General features: G+C 52.6%; 18 protein-coding genes. 17 read left to right on the top strand and 1 reads right to left on the bottom strand.

Annotated elements, in window-relative coordinates; all coding sequences use genetic code 11:
- Positions 1-42 precede the first annotated feature (42 nt).
- Positions 43-720 (bottom strand): deoxyribonuclease V, encoded by a 678-nt coding sequence (gene nfi, locus NST44_RS01730; protein WP_340897507.1) that lies wholly within the window; start codon positions 718-720, stop codon positions 43-45.
- Positions 721-1,011: 291 nt separating this feature from the next.
- On the opposite strand from nfi, the gene NST44_RS01725 reads away from it, so the two are divergent.
- From NST44_RS01725 to NST44_RS01645, 17 genes are all read left to right on the top strand, one after another.
- Positions 1,012-1,575, top strand: coding sequence for an SMI1/KNR4 family protein (locus NST44_RS01725; RefSeq protein WP_340897505.1), 564 nt, complete (start codon positions 1,012-1,014; stop codon positions 1,573-1,575).
- 37 nt (positions 1,576-1,612) lie between these two features.
- Positions 1,613-2,587 (top strand): phosphotransferase enzyme family protein, encoded by a 975-nt coding sequence (locus tag NST44_RS01720; protein WP_340897503.1) that lies wholly within the window; start codon positions 1,613-1,615, stop codon positions 2,585-2,587.
- Positions 2,588-2,886: 299 nt separating this feature from the next.
- Complete coding sequence (locus NST44_RS01715; protein WP_340897501.1) at positions 2,887-3,210, top strand: ATP-binding protein; 324 nt, start codon at positions 2,887-2,889, stop codon at positions 3,208-3,210.
- A 240-nt stretch (positions 3,211-3,450) separates the two neighbouring features.
- Positions 3,451-3,948, top strand: coding sequence for a pyridoxamine 5'-phosphate oxidase family protein (locus NST44_RS01710; protein WP_007132491.1), 498 nt, complete (start codon positions 3,451-3,453; stop codon positions 3,946-3,948).
- Positions 3,949-4,110: 162 nt separating this feature from the next.
- On the top strand, positions 4,111-5,037 hold the full coding sequence (locus tag NST44_RS01705; protein WP_007132490.1) for a bifunctional helix-turn-helix transcriptional regulator/GNAT family N-acetyltransferase: 927 nt from the start codon (positions 4,111-4,113) through the stop codon (positions 5,035-5,037).
- An 87-nt stretch (positions 5,038-5,124) separates the two neighbouring features.
- Complete coding sequence (locus NST44_RS01700; protein ID WP_028407381.1) at positions 5,125-6,324, top strand: acyl-CoA dehydrogenase family protein; 1,200 nt, start codon at positions 5,125-5,127, stop codon at positions 6,322-6,324.
- Between the two features lie 369 nt (positions 6,325-6,693).
- On the top strand, positions 6,694-7,362 hold the full coding sequence (locus NST44_RS01695; RefSeq protein WP_028407382.1) for a hypothetical protein: 669 nt from the start codon (positions 6,694-6,696) through the stop codon (positions 7,360-7,362).
- 211 nt (positions 7,363-7,573) lie between these two features.
- The gene (locus NST44_RS01690) at positions 7,574-8,356 is read left to right on the top strand and encodes a hypothetical protein (protein WP_340897498.1); all 783 of its coding nucleotides are present in this window, start codon (positions 7,574-7,576) and stop codon (positions 8,354-8,356) included.
- A 235-nt stretch (positions 8,357-8,591) separates the two neighbouring features.
- Positions 8,592-12,518, top strand: a complete 3,927-nt coding sequence (locus NST44_RS01685; RefSeq protein WP_340897497.1) for a polysaccharide lyase family 8 super-sandwich domain-containing protein — start codon at positions 8,592-8,594, stop codon at positions 12,516-12,518.
- A 32-nt stretch (positions 12,519-12,550) separates the two neighbouring features.
- Entirely contained in the window at positions 12,551-17,488 is a 4,938-nt protein-coding gene (locus NST44_RS01680; protein WP_340897496.1) for a polysaccharide lyase family 8 super-sandwich domain-containing protein, read from the top strand.
- Positions 17,489-17,708: 220 nt separating this feature from the next.
- Positions 17,709-18,473: a MerR family transcriptional regulator gene (locus NST44_RS01675; protein WP_340897494.1), complete on the top strand. Its 765-nt coding sequence runs from the start codon at positions 17,709-17,711 to the stop codon at positions 18,471-18,473.
- Between the two features lie 269 nt (positions 18,474-18,742).
- Positions 18,743-20,155, top strand: a complete 1,413-nt coding sequence (locus NST44_RS01670) for an alanine/glycine:cation symporter family protein (RefSeq protein ID WP_340897492.1) — start codon at positions 18,743-18,745, stop codon at positions 20,153-20,155.
- A gap of 153 nt (positions 20,156-20,308) precedes the next feature.
- The gene (locus tag NST44_RS01665; protein WP_340897491.1) at positions 20,309-21,376 is read left to right on the top strand and encodes an anti sigma factor C-terminal domain-containing protein; all 1,068 of its coding nucleotides are present in this window, start codon (positions 20,309-20,311) and stop codon (positions 21,374-21,376) included.
- 224 nt (positions 21,377-21,600) lie between these two features.
- Positions 21,601-21,963, top strand: coding sequence for a PadR family transcriptional regulator (locus tag NST44_RS01660; RefSeq protein ID WP_007132481.1), 363 nt, complete (start codon positions 21,601-21,603; stop codon positions 21,961-21,963).
- Positions 21,953-22,633, top strand: coding sequence for a permease prefix domain 1-containing protein (locus NST44_RS01655; protein ID WP_340897488.1), 681 nt, complete (start codon positions 21,953-21,955; stop codon positions 22,631-22,633). The genes NST44_RS01660 and NST44_RS01655 overlap by 11 nt, the downstream gene beginning before the upstream one ends.
- Positions 22,630-23,223, top strand: a complete 594-nt coding sequence (locus NST44_RS01650; protein ID WP_340897486.1) for a DUF4825 domain-containing protein — start codon at positions 22,630-22,632, stop codon at positions 23,221-23,223. The genes NST44_RS01655 and NST44_RS01650 overlap by 4 nt, the downstream gene beginning before the upstream one ends.
- A gap of 43 nt (positions 23,224-23,266) precedes the next feature.
- Positions 23,267-24,574: an LLM class flavin-dependent oxidoreductase gene (locus NST44_RS01645; RefSeq protein WP_340897483.1), complete on the top strand. Its 1,308-nt coding sequence runs from the start codon at positions 23,267-23,269 to the stop codon at positions 24,572-24,574.
- Positions 24,575-24,584 lie beyond the last annotated feature (10 nt).

The raw sequence follows: 24,584 nt of genomic DNA, 5'->3' as shown, positions 1-24,584 counted from the left end.
TAATACTATACATAACAAGGATGGGAACAATCCCATCCTTTGCTATTGGGTAAGCTTTAATCCCTTTCTGACGATCTGGTCCGCTTGACGGGTGGTTTCCGGCAGGCGGTAAGTGGGGGAGAGCTTTAAAATCCATTCGCACGCTGTCGCCAGAGAAATGCGGTGGCCGATAGACACAAACACAGGTTTAACGCCGTCCTGGGTGCGCAATACATTCCCTATTATTTCATGTTGATCCATGAGCGGTGAATATGAGCCTCTCTGGATATCGGGTTCAATGTAACTTCCCGAGAGCTTTGTTTTACCGCAGCCGATCGTTGGAATATCATAAAGAACTCCCAGATGGCAGGCCAGCCCAAAACGTCTCGGATGCGCGAGCCCTTGACCGTCGCAAACGATTAACTGAGGCAAGATGCTGATCTGCTCAAAAGCTTTCATGATCGGCGGAAGCTCCCGAAAGGAAAATAACCCCGGAATATACGGGAACGAAACGCTCTCTTCAACCATAACGGTGTCAACGAGGGTTAAGGAGTCGGCCTCTAAAATCGCAACCGCAGCGATAAGCTTATCATTCTGCTCACTATAGGCAACGTCCACGCCTGCGACATAACGAACCGGCTCCAGCGCATCTTCCTTCATTACTTGCAAAGCCAATTGATGCTGTAGCTCAATGGCTTCCTGCTCGTCTAAATCCCACCTGTGCGTAGTTTTTAATTTCATTACACGTGATCCTCCAATGGTTGATCGTAATATTTTATCAAATATCCATAGGCACATAAATATGCACCTGTTTGGTATTGTCTGTGCAAGACGGTAGAGCGGGAATCTTGTGATCCAAACAGGGATCCTTGTCATGCTATAATGTGGAAGATCCGCTGATAGAATCAAGGATAGGGATCATGGAAGAAGGAACATTCGGTTTCGAACCGGAGACGAAGCACATTCTCTTCCCACTCCGTATAAATTAGCAGGCTGAGCGGATTGTATTTTCTGCATAAGGAGATTTGGAACATGGACATACGCGACTATATCCAACGAGGCTTTGAGGCCTATTACGCAAAATACAGCCAGGTTACGGAGGACGGCTTCTGCAGGTGGATGCGCCCTCACGTTCCTGCAGAGATGAAGGCTACCGATACCGACGAGGAGTGGTCCATCTGGAAGCTGGTCCCTTCCGTTGTAAGTGAAGCTGATATTAGGGAACTGGAAGACGGGTACGGATTGACATTTCCCGAGTGGTATAAAGCATTTATCTCTACATATCATCATTACTTTGACGTCATTCCTGAGCAACCGGTGGACGAGCCGCTGGATAACGTCAGGGATATGTACAATCCCTTGTTGTGCCGGCTGGGCTATCTACCTTTCACATGGGATTCCGAATACGGCAAGATATGGTGCATCGACGTAAATGAAGACGCTGGCGAAGGCTTCGGTGCCATCTATGAGATCGAGCATGAAATCTTATTTAATCTGGATGAGGAGCAAACGGACCGGGCTGAGCTTAAAGCATCGCTGGATTATCTATACCCGGATTTCAAGGCGTATTTTGACCATACATTCCTCGGAGGGTGATATAGTCAATGATTATGAAGGGTAAGGAGAAGCCCACATGCAACATGAACAGCTGCAGGACATTCTGATTCAATACGGCATCCGGGAACCGGAGATTACGTTTATCCGGCATAATGAGAATCGAACTTACAAAGTAAAAGGCCATGACGGAAGCCCATATCTGCTGCGCATTCATCAACCGGTCAAAGACGGGATGGCCGGTCCGCAGCATACCTATGACGGTCTGCTGGGTGAACTGCAGATGCTGGAGGCGTTGTCAGACCGGGATCATCTTCACGTCCAGAGGCCGCTGCGTAATCGGAAAGGTGAACTGATTACGATCATCGAGCTCGAGGGGAAGAGATGGAACAGCTCTGTGCTGTCTTGGCTGGAGGGAAGAGACCTGCGGAAAGAAGACGTAAGCGACCCGATATGGGTCGAGAAGCTGGGGACTCGCATTGCAGAGCTGCACCAATTCTATAGCCAGTACGAGCAGGAAGGCCTGGACAAGCGTCCGAGTCAGGGGATTGGCTACAATCAATATATGATCGAGGTTATCAAGAAAGGGTTAGCGAGAGGATTGTTCGCTTCCTCAGATGTTTCCCTTATTGAACAAACGGTATCGCTGGTAAATGCCCGGCTTGAAGCTGGCGGACAGCAAGATGCCTGGGGACTCATCCACGGCGATTTAAGCTTGGGGAACATCCTCATGACCCCGGAAGGGGAGCTGGGTTTTATCGATTTTGGTTTTTTCGGGCCAGGGTATTATTACACGGATGTTGCTATGGGTGCCATGATGGTTCCATCGGAGCTTCGGGATCGATTCTTGAAAGGCTATTATGGCAATGATTCTACGGGAACAGACGAGCTCGTTCTGTTAGAAGGCTTCATGCTGCTGGCCATTATCGGATACTATGTCTTCCAGATGGAGAATGAATCCGTCCATGCATGGATGCGCGAGCGGATGCCGAAGCTGTGTGCCGAATACTGCATACCTTATTTGTCGGGTGAACGTATATTTTATTCCGTTTAATTGCCCCCGCAGGAACCCAACTATTTTACACTGATCGTTCCGTCCTGGCTGACTAGCTCTAAGGTATTCGATGCGTCTCCAATCGTGCCCTCCAGATTGCGGGGATCTGCCATGATTTGAAGACGCCGCTGACCTAAATCAAAGGCTACTCGGCCCTTTTATTGAATGAGCAGTACGAGTGGTCGAAGGAAGAAGCGATTTCTTTTATCCGGGAAATGATGACAAGGGTAAGCATATGGAGGAATTGATTCATGACCTAAGCTTAGTCGCGAGCTGAATCGCGCAGCCTGCAAAATATAATGATGAACTCCATCTTCCACTATCCGGAGCATACGGATATCTATATACAGATCACGGACATGGGAGAACATGCTGTTATCCGCATCAAGGACAATGGCGTCGGCATGCCGGCTCATATGGTGGAGAATCTATTCCGGCAATATTACCGGGGCACCACGACGGACTCCTCTTCTGAGGGCACGGGACTCGGAATGGCCATTGTCTACAAGCCGGTCCAGGCCCATGACGGTACCATTACGGTGGAGAGCGAGCCATCGAAAGGGACGACGTTTACGGTTCTGCTGCCGAAAAAGCGCTTGTCCTCTCCGGGCAGTGAGCATTAAACGAATAATCATACGTTTCGCCCGTCAAATCGTCCAGAGATTTGACGGGCTTTTTTATGGCATGGCTGATGGTTCCCTTGCGGTAAAACCGTATAGTTTCGCCAAAATAACGGCAACCTACCCATATCTGCGCTTCTTGGGAAAACGAGGATAGGGCGAGGGCGGATGCCAGGTTGCGGGTTGTTTAGCGATTCGATAGCACGTTTAAGAAACGTTTAACTACATGAATGAGGTGATACCATGTCGAAGGATGCAGTAATCAACCAAGAAGCGGTCGAGACTGTTAAGGATATTATCAAAGACGTTGAAACCGCCATGCTGTCGACCATATCGGAGGGCGGCATTAATTCCCGGCCGATGCAGACGCAGGATATCGAATTTGACGGAGACCTGTGGTTCTTGACCAAGAAGGATACGAGCAAATACAAGGAAATCCTGGAGAATCCGAACGTGAACGTCGCTTATGTCGGCAAGTCGTATGTGTCCATTCGCGGCACCGCGGAAATCGTGGATGATCTGAACAGGAAGAAAGAGCTTTGGAATAAGATGTACGAAAAATTTCTGGACACGACCTATGATGATCCAAACATCATCTTGATCAAAATCCGGACCGAGACGGCCGAATACTGGGAAACGGGAGACCGAATGAAGACCGTAAAAGCGTTCTTCCGGAAAATGACCGGCCAGCGCCAGGAAGAGGATTCCGAATTGAATAAAACCGTCGACCTGCACAAGTAGGCAAGGTGGTTGGAGCGGGTCACCATGGGAAAAGCACGGAACTTACGGATTCCGTGCTTTTTGTCGTTTATTTAGTTGACTGTGTCAAATTGATAATTGACTTAGTCAAGTATAAATGTTAATTTTTTGCTAACCGAATAAAAAGAAAGGGGCTCACTCATCATGTCAGATGCAACCATCATTCAGACGATCCGGCGCTTTAACCGTTTTTATACGAATGTGCTCGGACTTCTCGATCAACATTTGTTGAACAGCGATTTTTCTCTCTCCGAGGCAAGGGTGCTGTATGAAATTCAGAATACGGAGCATTGCACGGCCAAAATGCTGATCGACAAGCTGAGCATCGACGCCGGTTATTTAAGCCGCATTTTAAAGCGATTCGATAAGCTCGGGCTGACCTACCGCGTTCAATCCGATAAAGACGGCAGGTCCTACTACCATTACTTGTCCGATCAAGGCCGTGAGATGCTGCACAAGCTTGATGCGCTATCCGACGAGCAGGTCCGCCGGTTGATTGAGGGACTGCCGGAGCACAGAAAGGGCCTGATTGCCAAGAGCATGACGGCCATTGAAAGCTCCCTCTCCGGCGAAGAGGATCGCGGCCCGGGCGTGGTCATCCGCACCGAGCTGCGACCGGGGGACGTTGGCGTTCTGATCCATCTGCACGGCTGGCTGTACGCGGAGGAATGCGGTTATAATCATGGATTCGAGGGCTATGTTTGCAAGACCTTTCATGAATTCTTCCAACGTTATGACCGGGAGAAGGACCGGTTCTGGCTGGCGGAGGCGGACGGCCGCATCGTCGGCGCCATCGCCATTGTCGGGCATACGCCGGACAAAGCGCAGCTCAGATGGTTCATCCTGCACCCCGATTTCAGGGGAAGGGGACTTGGCAAGACGTTATTGAACGAGGCCGTCAAGTTTTGCCGGGAAAAGGGCTACCGGAACGTGTTCCTGGAGACGACCGAGGATCAGAAGAATGCGATTCGGATGTACGAGAACGTCGGCTTCCGCAAGACCGGCGAGCGTCCGAACGAAGCATGGGGCGTAAGCCACGTCGAGCAGGTCTTCGAGCTTCACTTGCCATAGCGTCCCTTCATTGACACCCCAAATCCGGGTTGCTACAATTTCTATATTGCTACCGGAATACACGGTATTGAAAAGGAGGGGGCGAGCTTGAACCGATCTTATGCCGCAGATCCATTCATACGAAATGAACGCGAGGCGAACATTGCGGAGCGGGCCGACCGGCTGGCCGCCATATTCGCGGAGAGAGCTCCCAAGCATGATCGGGAAGGATCGTTTCCGTACGAGAACTTTGAAGATCTCAAGGCGTCAGGCTATTTAAAACTAACCGTTCCCAAGCGATTTGGCGGAGAGGAAGCCTCCGTCTATGAAATGGTGCTGGCCCAGGAACGGCTGGCGCGCGGAGACGGCTCCACCGCACTGGCTGTCGGCTGGCATATCAGCCTCATACTTAAGCAGCGTCTGACCCGGGCATGGCCCGAGGCATTGTTTGAAAGTCTGTGCGAATCGATTGTCAAGGAAGGCATCGTGATCAATGAGCTGGCCAGCGAGCCGGCTACCGGAAGCCCGAGCCGGGGAGGCCGGCCCGAGACGACGGCGGTAAAGGTCGATGGAGGCTGGAGCATCACGGGCCGCAAAACCTTCAGCACGTTAAGCCCGATTCTAAAGGTATTTGTCGTTACGGCGGGAATCGAAGGCAGCGAGCGTAAGGGGGCGTTTCTCGTTCGGAGCGGTCCCGGCGTGGAGCTAGAGGAGACCTGGGATACGATGGGCATGCGTGCGACGGGAAGTCATGACGTCGTCCTGAAGGACGTATTCGTACCGGATTCGGAAGTGATTCGGGACGAGAATTACGAGATGCCGTCCTCTCCCGTACCGACTGAAGGAACGCTGCTTCATATTCCGGCTTGTTATCTGGGGATCGCTTATGCGGCCCGGAATTTTGCGATAGATTTTGCGGCGCGGTACCGGCCCAATTCGCTGACGGTGCCGATTGCGGAGCTGCCGCATATCCAAAGGCAGATCGCTCTGATCGAGGCCGATTTGATTACGGCCAGGACCTATCTGTACCAGGTGGCCGACCGCTGGGACCGGGAGCCGGACAACCGGGCCTCACTTAAGGCGGAGCTGGGGCTGGCTAAATATACGGCGACCAATGCGGCTGTCCGCATTGTGGATCAGGCGATGCGGATCGTCGGCGGAAGCAGCTTGTCCCGGAAGCTCCCGCTCGAACGGATGTACCGGGACGTGCGGGCAGGGCTTCATAATCCGCCGATGGACGATATGGTTCTGACGAATCTGGCCAAGCAGGCGATTCGAGAGCGGGAGGAACGGCCGGATCAAGGTTGACCCGGCCGACAATGACCATCTGAAGCCTATGGCGAAGCACATTTAGCACCGTACTAAGCTCCGGAGCGCGGCGCTTGGCGTGATATAACGGTATTCAGCCACGGAGGCCGAACGTGATGCGAGAATTAGAATAACATGCAGCGCTAGAGGGGGAGAGCTCCTTCTGGCGCTTTTTTTGTTATTACATGCATGACGGCAATGATTGGGCATTATGATGATAAAGCCGTTATTTCTCAGAGCCCGCTTCCCGCTTAGCCGATAACAACCCCGAGGATGCGGTTAACGGGGCGGTTTACAGGGTATAAATGGTAACGGATTTCGATAGGCTTAAGCGAAAAGATGATGGACTGGAAGGGAGCTGACACAAGTATGGATGCTGTACTCTACTTGATATTGGCCGCTCTGTATATGGCGCTGTTCGTTTATGGCCTGGTGCTGTTCAAGCGGGATCCATCGCCCGGGCTGCGGTATCTGCTGCTCGTGGTGACGGCGGGGCTGGTTTGGGACAACGGAGTTATCGGACTTGGCAGGTGGATCGGAGAAGGGAGGCTGCTTGAGCAGCTGAATCTATCGCGCTACTGGGTGCATGCTTTGGCAACGCCTTTATTGGCGCTGGTGTCCTTCGATCTGATCCGGCGGTCGGGAAGCGCCTGGGCCCGGAAGCCGGGGGCCGCTTGGGGGGCTTGGCTCGTGACCGTCCTTCTCATCGTGCTGGAGGTTGTCACGGTAACGATGGATCTGTCGCTTGCCCCTTCACATCAATACGGTGCCCTTCGATACGTATCCACCGAATCGTCCGGCCCGCCGCTGATGGTCATGATCGTCCTTGTGCCGCTGCTGCTTGCAGGCGTGACCGTATGGCGCAGAGAACGGTCGCCCCTGCTATTCATCGGCACCATATTGATGGCGGCGGGAAGCGCCATTCCAATCCCGGTTGAAAGCTCTGTCGTGACGAACGTGTTCGAATTGCTGTTGCTTCTTACCTTGTGGCTGACGGTTCGCAAAGTCTTGAATGCTCGCACTTGGTCCTTTCGTTAGGCTGGCAGAGCCTGATCCCGAAGCTCGGGATCAGGCTCTTTGCAATAGAGATCGGCTCCGTGATATGCAGATGGCGTGCCCCATTGCTGCATTCAGCAAACCTTCAGCTTGGCCTAAGCCAGGCATAAGGCTGCTCTAAGCCCTGTTTCAGCTTCGCCTTCTATACTTCGGATTGTAAGCAAATCTAAATCACCCACAAGGAGAGATTGCAATGAATCCGATAAGCAAAAAAGTGATGGTAAGCAGTATGGCGGCAGCTCTAGTTTTGGGAGGAGCGGGATACCTGCAAAGCAAGGTCTTCGCCGCAGCAAGCACGGATGCAGCGGCTTCCGCAACAGAGGCTGGACAGGCAGGCACAAACGCCGGGACGGACACGGATGCCGTGAAGAGCAGCGATGGGAAGCGTTTAGGAATCCGGGGCGGCGGTCCGTTTGGCGGCCATCTGATGACGGAGGCGTCGGAGGTGCTTGGTATGACGGAAAGCGATATCCGTTCAGCGCTCGAAGCTGGCAGCACATTAGCAGAGATTGCTGAGAATAACGGCATGTCCAAATCCGATTTTGTGCAGAAGCTGGTCGTTCTGGAATCCGCGAAGCTGGATGAGCGTTTAAGTGAGGACAGCATCTCGGACACCAAAGCGTCAGAGCTGAAGGAGGGGCTGAACGAACGATTGACGCAAGCGGTTGAGGGGAGTGCGCAAGAGCTTCTGATGAAAGGTCATGGCAAAGGTGGCCGCGGCTTTGGGAAGTTCGGCAAGCCTGAGGAAATCGCTGCATTGCTCGGAATGACGGAGGACGAATTGAAGGCTGGCCTTGAGGGCGGACAATCGCTGGCCGAGCTGGCGGCCGCTAAAGGCATGACGGAGGAAGAGCTGCTGCAGAAGCTGAAGGAGCAATTGACGGAGCCTTTAAAGCAATGGATCCATGAGAAGAGCACGGGTTCGAATCCATCTGATGCATCGAAGACGGATACGGAAGCTGAGTCGGCCGAGTAGTTCGGATGGATGGACGATATAAGATACGGAATGTACAAGCCGGGGTGACCGGATGTACGGGAGACTGCAGGGACCGATAGGTTCCGGCAGTCTTTTTTTTTTATCTCCGATTGCACACAAAAGTCGAAATATTTCACACGAAGGTAAAAATTTCCCCTGCTGTGACCTCCACTCTCCGATTTATGATGGTAAGAAATATGAAAACGATTTCAGAAAGCTAAGGAGGAGGATTTTTTTGAAAGCGCTGTACAAAAGAATATCCGTAGTTTTGCTTTTCTGCATGACGTTGAATTTGCTGCCGGCGTTTCCGGCATGGCTTGCAAGTGCGCAGGAAGCGGGCGAGGCGGAGGACAACCTCGTTCCTAACGGAGGATTTGAGCACGTCGCCTTTACGGGGAACGCCTCCTGGGTAAACGGTATTCAACCGCAAGGCTGGGGCGCGTGGCTGGCCAAGGGACAAGGAAGGGTGTCGGTTACCGATGCCGTTTATTATTCCGGAGCCTATGCGGTACAGATCGAGCATTTGGGCGCAGATGATCGCACAGGCCTTAGCTTGGATGTGCCGATTGACGGCGGAAAACCATATGAATTCAGCGCCCGGATGAAAACGGTAGATGTCGTGTCGAACGGCGGTGTTTTTGTGAGAACGAACTTTTATAAAAGCATCGCAGGTCTGGACGGCAGCACGAAGAGCGAGAAAATCGGGGACGGGCCTTCGACCGCCAAATTGGCCGGGACGAACGATTGGTCGTTGAAAGAGGCGGTGCTTACGGCTCCGGCCGAAGCGAGGTATGTCAGAATCGAGCCGTTTTTCGAAACGGGAACGGGGACTGCTTGGTTTGACGATGTGACATTGAAACCGCGCCGGGGCATAGCCGGACTGGCCTTGGAGCCGAACATGATATCCATGGAAAAAGGCGAGAGCGTAGAGCTAATCCCGATCTTCACACCCGAGGACGCAGCGGATCAACCCGTGGTGTGGAGCTCTTCCGATTCGGGCATTGCATCGGTAGAAGGCGGGACGGTGACGGCGATGGATTACGGAACTGCCACGATTACCGTGTCGACGCCGGACGGCCTCGTTAGCGCCCAATCCTATGTGACGGTGGAATCATCCGAAACGCTGTCCGGCTATGATGAGTTGAGACAGAGATGGTACGACAAACTCATTGGCGGTCCTTTCATGGATGCGTCCGATCCGGATGTTGCCGCCTACATTCGCTCGTTATCGGACAAAGTATCCAATGCCGAAGGCACAGGGATTTGGGACCGGATGAACCGCACGCCGGATGCGAATGCGCTCTGGGATGATGTGATCAGCAAGACGAACACCGATTCGGCACGGATTACGAAGGCGTACGGCATGATCAAGGATATGGCGCTTGCCTATTCCACCGAAGGAACCGCTGTGTATCAAAATGAGGCGCTGCGCAGCGATATCCTCGGGGCTTTGGAATGGATGCATGCGTACCAATATAACCAAAGCAAGAACAGCATCCCGAACTGGTGGGATTGGGAGATTGGAACGCCGCAAGCGCTCATGGATATTCTCGTACTGATGGATGATGAGCTGCCTGAAGAGCAAGTGGATAAATACTTGAGTGTCATTGATCGATTCGTACCCGACCCGACGAAAAGGGTGCAGAATGCGGGAGTAACGGAAACCGGCGCCAACCTGCTGGATAAAGCGCTGGTCGTTGTGCTGCGCGGCGTTGTCGGCAAGCACGGGGCCAAGATCGAACAAGGCCGGAGCGCGATGTCCGGAGAGTTCCAGTACGCGAAGAGCGGAGATGGAATTTACGAAGACGGGTCTTTAATCCAGCATTCCAATATTGCTTATACCGGAGCATATGGCAGCGTACTGATCGGACGTATGGCCGATTTACTGTATTTGTTCAACGAATCGCCGTGGGAGCTGGACGATCCGAATGCGAACAATGTGTACCGATGGGTGGAGGATTCGTTCGAGGCCTTAATCTATAAAGGCGCGATGATGGATATGGTGAAAGGGCGCAGCATCTCCCGCCAGACGGACTCCGATCATCTGACAGGACGTGCGATCATTCGGACGTTGGCACGCCTTGCCGAAGGAGCCCCTGCGGAGGAAGCTGCCAAGATCAAGAGCATGATCAAGGAATGGGTATTGTCCGATACGACGTTCCCGAACTATTACGACCACATGCCGATCTATGAGATGAATCTGATCAAAGGGATCATGGGCGATGCTGCAATTCAGCCGCGCGGAGAGCTGGTGAAGCACCAGAACTTTGCCGCGATGGATCGCGTCGTCCACCTGCGTCCGGGCTTCGGCTTTGGACTCAGCATGTTCTCCGACCGGATCTCGGCGTTTGAATTCGGGAACAACGAGAACCGAAAGGGGTGGTATACCGGGATCGGAATGACGGCCTTGTACAATAACGACTTGTCTCAATACAGCAATCAATATTGGCCGACGGTGGATATGTACCGCTTGCCGGGAACGACGACGGACGGCTATGCGCCGGCTCCGAAGGACTGGGCTTCTTACTATAACTCAAAAATCTGGGTCGGGGGTTCGTCGATGGACGGGCAGTACGGCGCGGCAGGGATGGATTTTGGTCTGGATAAGAGCACTGGGAGCACACTGCACGGCAAAAAATCATGGTTTATGTTCGACGATGAAATCGTGGCGTTAGGCTCAGATATTGCAAGCGCGGACAGCCGTAAAGTGGAAACGATCGTGGACAACCGCCAATTGAAGGACAGCGGTACGAATCAGCTTACGGTGGACGGTCAGGTGAAATCCGACGCGCTCGGTTGGGACGAGATGATGAACGGGATCGGTTGGGCCCACCTGGAGGGCAATGTCGCCGGTTCGGACATCGGATATTATTTCCCGGATAAAGCCGATATCACAGGAAAACGTGAAGCGAGAACGGGCTCTTGGAGCGAGATCAATAACGGCGGCTCGTCCGATCCGATTACGCGAAATTATCTCAGCTTGGCGTTCGATCATGGGACGGCGCCGCAGAACGGTACTTACGCTTACGTCCTGTTGCCGAACAAGGATACGGCAGCGACCAAGCAATACAGCCAGCATCCGGATATTGAAATCGTGAGCCGCACGAACAAAGTTCACGCCGCCCGGGAGAATAAGCTTGGCATTACCGCCTTCAACTTCTGGGAAGCGGATCGCTCGGAATTTGTGCGAGCGCATCAACCTTCTTCGATCTTGGTCAAAGAACAGGGTGATCGATTGACGGTTGCCGTATCCGACCCTACGCAGAAGCAAGAGAAAGTGACGCTTGACCTCGGCAAAGCCGTATTGAAGGAAATCGCGAAGGACCCTTCCGTTACGGTGGTCCAAACCTCGCCTTATCTCAAACTGGAAATCGACACGAAAGGTGCGATAGGCAAAACCCATACGATTCAATTCCAATACGATCCGAGCCAAACGCCGGAATTGGACGATCCTGCCGAACCGGACCAAGGAGAGAGAGTCACCATATACGTAGCGGAGGACGCTTATGTAAATGCCGGCAGCAAAGCGGGCCAGAATTTCGGAGGTGTCGGCTATCTCAATGTGAAGAACGGATTAAATGACTATTTACGCAAAACGTTCCTGAAATACGATTTGAGCGGACTGTCCGGAGAAATCCAGTCGGTGAAGCTGCATGTATACGGCAGAAAGAACGACAGCCGAGGAGTAACGGAAACCGTTGGCGCGTATGAGGTCGAGAGCAATGCTTGGACAGAACATGCGCTCACCTGGAATAACATGCCTCAAGTTGGAAGCTTGATAGGAGACGCAATATTCGACGGCGGGAATCAATGGCACCAATATGATATTACCGCCTATGCCAGAGCGCGGATGGCCGCCGATCAGCAAGTAAGCATTGCGCTGCAAGGCCAATCCGATTTGACCGTGGAAGTGAGAAGTAAAGAAAACGAGGGCGGGATCTACAAGTCGTATTTGGAAGTGACATTGAAGCCCGCAGTTCTGGTCCGCGATTTGAACGGGGACGGCAAGCTCGGGGTTGGCGATTTGGCGATGGCCGCCGCGCATTTCGGCATGACTTCCGAAAGCCCGGATTGGAACATGTTCATGGCTGCCGACATCAACGGCAACGGCATCATGGATGCCGAGGATTTGAAATGGTTTGCCGAAGCGATGGATCGCTGAGTTGAAACAATTGGAAGGGGTGTTATTTCATTGTGAACAAATACAGCGTCAAGTTTTGTGTCCTTTCTTTGCTTATCTTTTCGCTTATATTCGCGTCTTTCCCGGCTGCCCCGGCAGCCGCGGCGGCGCAGGCGGATGATTTCAATGTGCTGCGGATGAAGTGGTTCGATTATTTGACGGGCGGCCTGCAAATCGACCTCAATGATGCGGACATCCGACGTGCGGTCGAGGCGAATGCCCGGAAAGTCACGAACGAGAATGGAAGCGGCGTATGGGACACGCTCAATAAAGCGGCGGACCGCACCTATCTCTGGGCGGATTATAACAGTACGACCGCTCCGAACCATATCACCTTATCGTACAACCGACTGAAGGATATGGCGATTGCCTTCTCGACTCCCGGTACGTCGTTGTACCAGAACGAGGAATTAAAGAATGATATTATCGCAGGCCTGGATTGGATGTACGAGAATCGTTTTAACGAGACAAAAAGCTATTACGGCAACTGGTGGGAGTGGGAGATCGGCTCGCCGCTCTCGTTAGCCGATATCGTTACGCTGATGTACGATCATCTTAGTCCGGAACAGATCGCGGGTTATTCCCGCACGATCGACCGATTCGTACCCGATCCGGCCAAGCGATTGATCGGCGCTCCCGGTTTGAAGGAGACGGGTGCCAACCTGTTGGATAAATCGCTGGCTGTTCTGCTGTGGGGCGTACTAGGACAAGATGAGGCGAAAATCGTGCAAGCGCGCGATGCGATCGGTTCCGTCTTCCCGTATGTGACCAGCGGGGATGGCTTCTATGAGGACGGTTCTTTTATCCAGCATAATAACATCGCATATACCGGCAGCTACGGCAGCGTACTGTTAGGGGATATTTCGAAATTGTTGACCGTCTTGAGCGGCTCCCCCTGGCCGATTGAAGATCCGAATTTCGATCATGTGTGGAATTGGGTGACCGATTCGTTCGAACCGGTCATTTACAGCGGCCATATTATGGAGATGGTCAGCGGCAGAGCGGTTTCCCGTTACAATAACAACACCCGGGGCGCGGTATGGACGATTCTGCGCTTGGCGCAGTATGCTCCCCCGGAACAAGCCGCCTATTACAAGAGCATGGTCAAGGACTGGGTCATTTCCGACCACACGATGCCGAATATGTACGAGGGCATGCAAATTCGGGACATCGTTTTATTTAAAAAGCTGATGAGCGACACTTCGATCCAGCCGCGCGGAGATCTGATCGAGCACCGTCAATTTTCGGCGATGGATCGGATCGTTCATTCGCGGCCGGGCTACACCCTCGGTCTTAGCATGTCCTCCTCCCGCATTGCTAACGTTGAGGGGGGAATGAACGGTGAGCATACACGAGGCTGGTATACCGGCGACGGCATGATGTATCTGTATAACCGGGATTCGGGCCAATTCCGCGATGGGTTCTGGCCGACGGTCGATTCCCGCCGGATGCCGGGAACGACGTCCGACGGCTTGGAGCGGCCGATGATCAGAACGACGGGGAAAACATGGGTCGGCGGCTCGTCCATGGACAACCTGTACGGAATCGCCGGGATGGATCTGGCACCGCCAGGAAGCAAGCTGACCGGGAAGAAGTCGTGGTTTATGTTCGACAACGAAGTCGCCCTGCTGGGAGCAGGCATTACGACCCCTGACGAGCGGACGGATGGACGCCAAGTGGAGACGATTGTGGAGAATCGGATGATCAATACGGCCGGCACCAATCCGCTAACCGTGAACGGCCAATCGATGCCAAGCGAGCTGGGATGGTCCGATGAGCTAAAAGGAGTGAACTGGGCACATCTTGCAGGCACCGTGGACGGGGCCGATATCGGCTATTATTTCCCGGAGAGTTCGGATATTCGGGCTCTGCGCGAAGCGAGAACCGGTTCCTGGAAAGACATTAACGTGTCGGGTCCCGCCGATCCGATGACGCGCAATTATGTCAGCTTGGCGGTCGAGCATGGCACGAAACCGACAGACGCCGCATATTCCTATGTGATGCTGCCGACGTTGTCGCCGGAAGCGACGAAAGCGTACAGCGAGAAGCCGGAAATTCGCATCTTGAGCAATACGGCAGAAATACAGGCAGTGGAAGAAACGAAGCTTGGCCTGACAGGCATCAACTTCTGGCAGCCGGGCGAATTGGGGCCGGTGCGTGCCTATCAGCCTGCGTCGGTGATGGTGAAGGAGCAGGGCGATCAATGGACCGTGTCCGTATCCGATCCGACGCAGACGCAATCCAAGGTGAAGGTGGAAATCGCCGCAGTTGCGCTTGAGGAAATAGCTAAGGATCCGAGCGTAACTGTATTACGGACATCTCCGTCGGTTCAACTGGAGATTGCCACGGGAGGAACGAAAGGACGCAGCCATGTCATTAAGCTGAAGGTCGACCCTGACGCGGAAGTCGAGCTTCCGGAAGAGGGGGCGCTTGAGCCTGACGACGCGGCCAAAGTTCGCATTAACGTGGCGGAAGACACGTTCGTGAACGGCGGCAGCGAAGAGAATGCGAACTTCGGAACAAGAGGATTTCTCAATATTCGTAATGGAAGCGGGAATTACGACCGCCGCATGTTCATGAAATTCGATCTTTCGAATATTGAGGGCGAAATTGAACAAGCTGCGCTTCATGTCTACGGCCAGACCAAAGACGGCAACGGAACGCAATCCGATATCGGTGTGTTCGAGGTACATGACGATAGCTGGAAAGAAGACACGATCACCTATAAAAATAAACCGAGTGCAGGCCAGCGGATCGATCTGACGACGTTTGCATCGCCGGATCAATGGTGGACATTCAATGTTACGCCTTTTGTACAGACCAAACTGCAAGACAATAAAACGGTAAGCTTAACCTTACAGCAAGTCGGCCGCGATCTGCATGCGGAGATCCGCAGCCGCAAGAATGAAGGCGGCAAGTACCAAGCCTATCTGGACATTCTCCTTAAGGACACGGTGGCGCCGACAACGACGGTTCGTATCGAGGGAAGCGGCGATACCGAAGGGGAACACTATAAGGAAGCCATTCTTCGCTTCTCTGCCGAGGATAACCCTAACGGCTGGGGCGTGCTGCGGACCGAGTACCGAGTCGACGGAGACAAGTGGAGGACGGTGAAAGACGGCAAACTGACCGTTCAGGAGCAAGGCGTTCATGCGATTGAATACCGGTCGGTGGACAAAGCGGGCAATGTCGAAGGGACGCAAAGCATTGTTGTCTCGATTACCCAGCCGACGGTTGAAATCAGCGGACCGGATGAAGTGACAGGCGGCGAACCGTTGACGGTCACCTACGGGATCAAGTCGGCCGTGCAGGAGATGTATGCGCATGATCTGACGCTGCAATACGATGCGAATCTGTTGACGTTCATTTCCGCCGAATCGCTACAGGAAGGGGTAACCATTCTCGATACGCGGAACGATTCGGGCCAGCTGCGGGTTATTCTCGCCGGTCAAGGACAGCCGATTCAAGGCAATCAAGATTTGATCAAGCTGAGCTTTAATACCAAAAAGGTAGATCAAACGACAGAAGGCCGTATTGATATCGCCGTGGCGCAGATCGGGGACGCTAACGGGGATGAGATCGAGGCGGTTTCGGCTTCCTTCATTTATAAGCTGAAAACCGATGCCGAAGCCCCGGGTGAGCCAGGCGAACCTGGTGAACCCGGTGAACCTGGCCAGCCGGGAGAACCGGGAGAACCGGGGAACCCTGGAGCACCTGAAATACCTGGCACACCTGGCGGGCCGCAGCATCCGGCTCACGGATCGGGAAATGGCGGCAGTTCAGGCAGCACGCCCGGTTCCGGCGCAAGCGAAGCGGGCAAGGCAGCGATTAGCGATCTCGAGCAGATTGCGAAGCTGCTTGGCCGTGACAAGGCCGGCGCAGATTGGGATCAAATCAAAGCGCTCGACGTCAATGGCGACGGTAGAATCGATGTGATTGATCTGGCATCAATCGCCCGGAAAGTGGCCGGTTCGAGCGATAGCCCTCAAGGTATTTCCACCCAAGGTCCGACATCTTTCCATCTCGGTGCGAAATCGGGAAGCGGGAACGAAGGGGATACCGTTACACTTGATTTGACGGGTAAAAACGTTCGGGATTTGTACGCCTATGAAGTAAACTTAAGCTTTGATCCAGAATATTTGGAATTTGTCGAAGCGGCGCCTGGACTCGAAGGATTCACTGTTTCCCCGATCGTGAAGGACGGGGTAATTACATTCCTTCATACGAAGACGGGCAATATTCCCGGGGAAGAGGGCGATACTGAAATCGGCAGTTTTACGTTTAAAGTGAAAAAGGCCGGAGCATCCGAAGTTCGTTGGGACAGCCTGACCGCTGTCGACCACAAGCTTACGGCGCAAGACATCGCTATTGATAAGTCCGTACGAATCGGGAAATCGGTGGATAAACCAACCGCGGCCTTCAGCGATACTCAGGGACACTGGTCTCAAGCAAAAATTGAGGATGCGGTGCGAAAAGGTTTGATCCAAGGGTATCCGGACGGAACGTTCGGTCCCGACAAGCCGATCACCCGTGCTGAGTTTACCGCATTACTGGCCAGAGGACTCGATTTGCGCGAGGAAGCGGAGCTTACATTCGCGGATGCCGACCTTCTTCCGCAGTGGGCGAAATCCGAAATCGCCAAGGCTGTTCATCAAGGATGGATTACGGGCTATGCCGATCATACATTCCGTGCCAACGACAAATTGACTCGTATGGAGCTCGCAACGATGGCAGCCAAGGCTCTCGGCCTTGCCGAAGGAGCGACGACCGGATTGGCATTTGCCGATGCCGGAGAGATCCCGGACTGGGCACAAGGCTGGATCGCAGCCGCCGTGAACGAAGGTCTTCTCCAAGGTCGCGGCAATCATCGCTTCGCTCCGACAGAGCAGGCAACCCGTGCCGAAGCGGTAGTCGTCCTGTTGAACATGCTTCAAGCGGAGTCGTCCAGATAAAAATTTCTAATGCAACGCTCTCAGGCAGCGTAATGAATGCCGGTTGACGTGAATGATACGTTGACCGGCATTTTTTATATAATAGAAGTTCAGGGGACCAGGCCCTCGGGTTAGATGAGGATAATTAACTTTATTATGAATTGGACGAATGTTTTGCAATGATCCTGTTGACCTTAACGTTACGTTAAGGTGTAAGTTTAAGATGTCAGGAGGTGAAACCATGGAATATACCGTACAGAAGCTTGGACGGCTGGCTGGAATCAGCAACCGGACGCTTCGATATTATGATGAGATTGGCATTCTGAAGCCGGCCAGAATCAGCTCGTCAGGATATCGAATCTACGGGGAGGAGGAAGTGAACCGGCTGCAGCAGATTTTGTTTTACCGGGAGCTGGGGCTTCAGCTGGAAGACATTAAGGCGATCATGGCCTCGCCATCCTTTGACCGGGTCCGGGCGCTGAAGGAGCACCATGTGCAGCTTCTTGACAAGAGACGGCAGCTCGATCTGCTGATTGCGAATGTGGAGAAGTCGATTGCCTCCACTGAAGGGAGAATAACCATGAGCGATCAAGAGAAATTCGAAGGCTTTAAGCAGAAGATGATTGACGACAATGAGCAACAATACGGCAAGGAAATCCGTGAAAAATATGGTGACGAGACGGTAGACCGGTCCAATGCGAAATTGAAGGGCATGACGCAGGAGCAGTACGAGGAAGTGACCCGTCTGGCTGACGATCTGTATGCAACGCTTGCCGAAGCGTTCAAACAGGGGGATCCGGCCGGGGAGCTGGCACAGCGTGCGGCGGATTTGCATAAGCAGTGGCTCACGTATTATTGGAGCGATTACAGCAAGGAGGCCCATGCGGGGCTTGCCCAGATGTATATGGATGATGAGCGGTTTACGGCACATTATGATGCGAAGCAGCCGGGAACGGCGGCGTTTCTGCGCGACGCGATATTGATTTACACTGGCATGAAATCTTAAGGACCCATCGCCATGACACGAAGCCAAGTCATCCGCTTCGAAAATCTCCCCTCTGCTTGCGGTTAACCCGCAGTAGAGGGGTTTTCGTTATGTCCGGATATACAGTCCCATAGGCTCCTATTCCCCTAATCCCCGGTCCAACAAGGGCCGATCAATTTCCACAATCTGTTCCTTGTCACCCGCAGGGTAAAAATGGTTAGATGATCTTTGGACTAATTTTCACAAATACTGCACCATAGGTGTTTATCTCATATAAAACGGGGGGAATTATGGAGCTGTTTATTCAACATGCGGTGGATATCATCAATGATTTTCTATGGTCCAAGCTGCTCATTGTACTGCTTATTGCCGGAGGGCTGTATTTCACGTTCGGCACCAAGTTTTTGCAGTTCCGTCTGCTGGGTGAAATGTTCCGGGTGATCCGGGAATCCAAACCGAAAGCCAAAGGCAGCATCTCTCCCTTCCAAGCATTTGCCATCAGTATGGCGGCGCGGGTCGGAACCGGAAATATTACGGGGGTAGCGATCGCGATATCGCTTGGAGGGCCGGGCGCCGTGTTCTGGATGTGGGTCATTGCCATTATCGGATCGGCATCAAGCTTTATTGAAAGCACTTTGGCGCAGATTTATAAGGTAAGGGACGGCGCAGGGGGCTTCCGCGGTGGTCCGGCGTACTACATTCAGCAAGGCCTGAAGAAGCGCTGGATGGGCGCATTGTTTGCCGTGCTGATCACATTATCCTTCGGACTGGTGTTTAATGCCGTTCAGTCGAATACGATCACGATCGCCTTTGAAAATTCATTCGGCTCGAGCCGTTTAACGGTGGGCCTTGTGATGGCTGCCATCTTCGCCGTTATTATTTTTGGCGGTGTGAAGAGAATTGCGAAAATGTCGGAGCTGATCGTTGTCGTGCTGGCTGTTCTGTATGTCGGTGCCGCGCTGTATATCATTCTGGCCAACATTACGAAGCTGCCGGAGGTGCTCACGCTGATTGTGAAAGGCGCGTTCGGTTATGAGCAAATTGCCGGCGGCACCCTCGGGGCTGCCCTAATGAACGGCATCAAAAGGGGACTGTTCTCCAATGAAGCGGGGATGGGAAGCGCCCCGAACGCTGCCGCAACCGCAACGACGAGCCATCCTGCGAAGCAGGGGCTCGTGCAATCACTTGGCGTGCTGATCGACACGCTCGTTATCTGCACAAGCACGGCATTCATCATTTTGTTTACCGGCGCATACAAACAGACCGGACTGGATGGCGTTGCACTGACGCAGGCGGCGCTCGGTATGGAGATGGGGGCATGGGCGTCGGATTTTCTGGCGATCATGATTTTCCTGTTTGCGTTCAGCACGCTTCTGGGCAATTATTATTATGGCGAAACCAATATCGAATTTTTGAAATCGAATCGGGCCTGGATATGGCTCTATCGTGCCTGTGTGCTGGCCATGGTGATCTTTGGCTCCGTCACCAGCGTCAAGCTGGTATGGGACCTTGCCGATTTGTTCATGGGGCTGATGGCTATTGTGAATCTGATTGCGATAACGCTGCTTTCCAAGGTGGCTTTTGCCGCCTTAAAGGATTACTTGAAGCAGCGGCGGGAAGGGCTGGATCCGGTCTTTACCAAAGCGAGCATCAAGGGATTGGAAGATGTAGAGTGCTGGGATGGAAAGCCCGGTTCGCCATGAACGGATGTACTCATTTGATATAAATACAGGATTAATTCGTTACGGTTTGCAGCGGGAAGCTGCAGCCGTAGCGTTTTTTTTTATGTTTTTTCGTAACATTAAGCGAATACTCCCGTTGTCTATATGAGTAGAAGGAGGGAGGTCTGGTGTTTTATGAGCGATCATAGGGGAACCGACGGGGAAGAGCAGGTGCTCTTTGTTGACGAGAAAGGGCAGGAAGAGCCCGGAAAACGGTTCGAGGATCGGCGTAACCGCATGATTTGGCGGACAAGGGTGAAGTTTCTGACGAACGTGCTTGGCGCAGCTATCCTGTTGTTATTGCTTTATAGCATTTATATTTCAGTAATTCACATCTACTTTAATACATCGGAGAGGAATGGGAAGTTTATCCGGTCTGTCATATCGGTTGTCGAGCTTCACGAGGATGGCCTTCGGGTGGAGAAGTCGGGCCATCCATCTACTGAGGTTACCCCGTTCCTTGCCCAGAAAGCAACACTAAAACTGTATCGGGATGTGGGGAAATGGCAGGTGATCACCGGAGAGGTTCACGCGAAACTAAGCATCTCCGGCAAGCTGACCTATTCGGTCGAGAGAACAAGTCCCTATCTTAATCAGGATGACCGGCCTGCATTTATCCTCCCCTATTCCGTTATGTTTGAGGAGACGATGGAGGCAAACCCGAAGACGGAAAGCGATCTTAAACTCCTGGATCAGATCGGAGAAGGTCATGTTGCGCAGCTGTCATTCTCAACGAAAACATTAATGCCGCCGGAGGAGCTGCTCAAGCTTCTTGCGGATTATGATCTTGCCATAACGGGGATGCCGGTATATGCAGGGGAGCTTAAAGAGTTTGAGGTTGGTTATTCGCTGGGCGACAGCAAGGATTACTATGTTTCGCATTTGTCGCTAAAGCCCAGATACGGCTTTAGGGAGGATAACAGCCTGTCCATGTGGCAGATTTATTTTAAGCCGGAAGAAGATCAACATAACATGTCTGAGCATGTGGAGCTTATGAAGTCGGACATCGAATGGATGATCGACAATGTTTCGTATTACGGGGAGGATGAGGATAAACAGCGGCTTGCCTATATTCAGAAAAACGGGGTTCAGGTGTACGGGGCAACGGTCACGGGACCGGTGAAGGAACTGCAGCGGCTTAAAGAGCGTCCAGAGTTTCGCGAATTCCGGCTGGGCCGCATCGAGGTATGGAATTGGGATTGACCAGCAACGGCATTATGGAAGAGGAAGACAGCATGTTAACAAGAGAATCGAAGGGTCTGCCACAAGGGCGTCTAACAGGACGGCGGCAGGCCTCTTTTTTCTGTCTCGGTATTCAGCGAAAGCATGAACCGTAATTATTATTATATCTTTGATATTACTTTGACACGCATAGTAGTGTGTGTTATATTGTTCCCATTCCATCCGTCAGAGGAGGTTCGGAAACGTTGCTTGAATCATTACATAACAGCGATTTGATACGGGGAAACATCGATACGTTTATTCTTCGTGTGCTCATGGACGGAGACAACTACGGATATCAAATCATTAAAGAAATCGCAAGGCGAAGCGGCCAACGATTCGAGCTTAAGGAGCCAACGTTGTACTCCAGTCTGCGAAGGCTAGAGAAGCAGGAGCTCATTCGTTCGTATTGGGGGGAGGAGACCCAAGGAGGACGACGTAAGTATTATCATCTTACACCGCAAGGGCGTGAGCGGTTTTTGCGAAACAGGAGTGAATGGAAGGCTGCGCGGATCGTTATCGATGACTTGATCGGATATGGAGAGGAGCTGAATGACAATGTCGAATGAACATGAACTGGAGGTTTACGTTAATCGGTTATTTGCGAATCATCGGAAGACAAGGGAGACGCTGGAGCTGCAACAGGAGATTCTTAGTAATCTGGAGGCGAGGGTTGCCGATGAAATGGCTCATGGAATGGACCGTCAAGCGGCAATCCGTTTAGCGATCGATGGTATCGAGGGAATCGATGACCTGCTCGATGACAACCCAAGGATGTATGTTACCCGATATCGTTATGAGCTTCTGCAAAGTGCCCTGATCTATATTCTGCTGGCATGGATACTGACTCTGCCTGCACGCATTTTGCCTAGCGGGGTGATGATTCATTCCCTGCTGCTGTGCTTGGTCGCCATCGTTGGCATCATGTATTTGATCGTGTCCTCGCATCTAAAACGAGATGACACGCAAACGGCTGTCGTCCATTCGGCCGGACGGTCGCACTGGCCCAAGACGGCGTGGGCGATCTGGGGGATATTCATGATTGTCGTCTCCGCGTATACGTTTATTTTGCAATTCGGCAGTGATATCTGGTTTGGCCGCCCCCTCAAGGTGGATGGACCCTATTCGCTGTATGTCATCGCAATGCAGCTCGCCCTTCCCTTGACATCGGTGATCGTCCCGATGCTGGTTCATCGGGCCTCCAGATTAACCGACAAACATGAGGTGAAGGAAGCATGAGCAGAAAAAATGTATGGATCGTTGTACTGTTGATTATCGGCATCAGCGGCCTGATCGCGCTGGAAGGCTTCATCAAGCCCAGGGCGAATGCGCAGGCGGTTCGATACGAGGCCGAGCAAAACGATCCGTTAACGCATGACATCCGTCAATCGATACCGTATTTGAACAAGTATATGGGGAATGCGGTGAACTTCGCCAATCTGAACGCATCCCTGCCTTTTCGCAGCATCGGAAGAACCATTCAAATGTACCCTGACCGGCTGACGGCCGAGATTCTGTATCAGGCAAGAGCAGGGGAGCTTGCCCCTGATAAGCTGAATGCATTTTTCATGTATAATTCAACGGCGAATTTTGCGTTGATCGATAACCTCGAGGAGCTGATATTCACTTTTGAAGATCAGAGCTTTACGATTCGGCGAGATGAGGTTGAGACATGGTACCGGGAAGTAGGAAGCGTTGCGCTTCTGCGCGATGCCGACTTATGGAGGGCACACGTCCAGTCCCGCATAGCTGATGAAGACCAAGTCACCGACTTTGTTACGAGTGTTGTGAGGTCAAGTTCGCAAAACAATGATAGATCTTCTATATAGAAGTGCGTAAGGCCCCAGTGTCAGAACTTTTGGAGGAATAACAATGAGCCAAGATGAGAGACGATTGAGCCTCGGTGCTTTTCTGATGAATTACGGTCATCATATCGCGGCATGGCGTCATCCGGAGTCGTCAAAAGTCCGGCCGATCGATTTAGCCTTTTACAAAGATTGCGCTCTTGCCGCTGAGCGCGGAAAATTCGATATGATATTCCTTGCGGACAACAACTCGATTCCACTAATAGAGGATTTAAGAACAAATGTCAGCTTTCTTCAACCTGAAGCCTTAACAATGCTCAGCGCTTTGGCGGGCGTGACCTCACATATCGGCCTGGCGGGGACCGCTTCAACCACCTTCAGCGAGCCCTATAGCTTGGCCAGAAGGCTCTCAACACTGGACCATATTAGCGGTGGGAGGGCGGCTTGGAATGTTGTCACCTCCACAAAGGATGCGGAAGCGAGGAATTTCGGATCAACTGTACTGATGGAGCATGGGAAGCGGTATAAACGGGCGGAAGAATTTATGCGGGCGGTTACCGGACTGTGGGACAGCTGGGAAGAAGATGCTGTAGTGGAGGATCGGGAAGGAGTCGTATTTGCCGCCGATACGGACAAAATCCACCGAGTTCATCACCAAGGAGAATATTTTCGTATCGAAGGACCGTTGAACATGCCAAGGTCGCCGCAAGGCAAACCCGTCATTATCGAAGCAGGCACCTCAGCCGCAGGACAACGGCTGGCTGCGCAAACGGCGGATGTTGTGTTTACGGCTTGCGAGGATAAGGCGGAAGCCATCAGGTACTATCAACGGTTTAAAAGCCTGCTGACCGAGTATGGGCGTGAACCGGATGACGTAAAAGTGATGCCGGGTCTGCTCGTATTCATTGGGGAGAACGAAGAGGAAGCCTGGGAATCCAGGCAGATGTGGAGTGAACTTATTTTGCCAGAGGCTGCGGTTAAATATCTGTCACAGCTATTGAATACCGATCTGAGCGGGTACCCGGCCGATGGGCCATTACCCGACCTTCCTAAGGAAGGAAACAGCAGCCGGGCAGTCATGATTATAGAGTCGGCTAAGCGTAGCGGAATGACCATTCAGGAGCTGGGACGGCATTATGCAGTGGCACGAGGTCATATGACCGTAACTGGAAGTCCTGAACAGATCGCGGATATGATCGAGGACTGGTTCAGGAGCGGAGCCTGCGACGGCTTTAATGTTATGGCGCCTTTATTGCCAAGCGGGCTTGAGCGATTCGTGGATTCGGTGGTGCCTTTGCTGCAGCGAAGGGAAATATTCCGTACGGAATATTCGGGGCGCACATTAAGAGAACATCTTGGGATCGGACTTCGATAGGCGGAAGACC

Origin of the sequence: Paenibacillus sp. FSL W8-0919 (assembly GCF_038003785.1) — a bacterium.
Classification (GTDB): Bacteria; Bacillota; Bacilli; order Paenibacillales; family Paenibacillaceae; genus Paenibacillus_AQ; species Paenibacillus_AQ lactis.
This window is presented reverse-complemented; position numbering and strand designations above follow the sequence as displayed.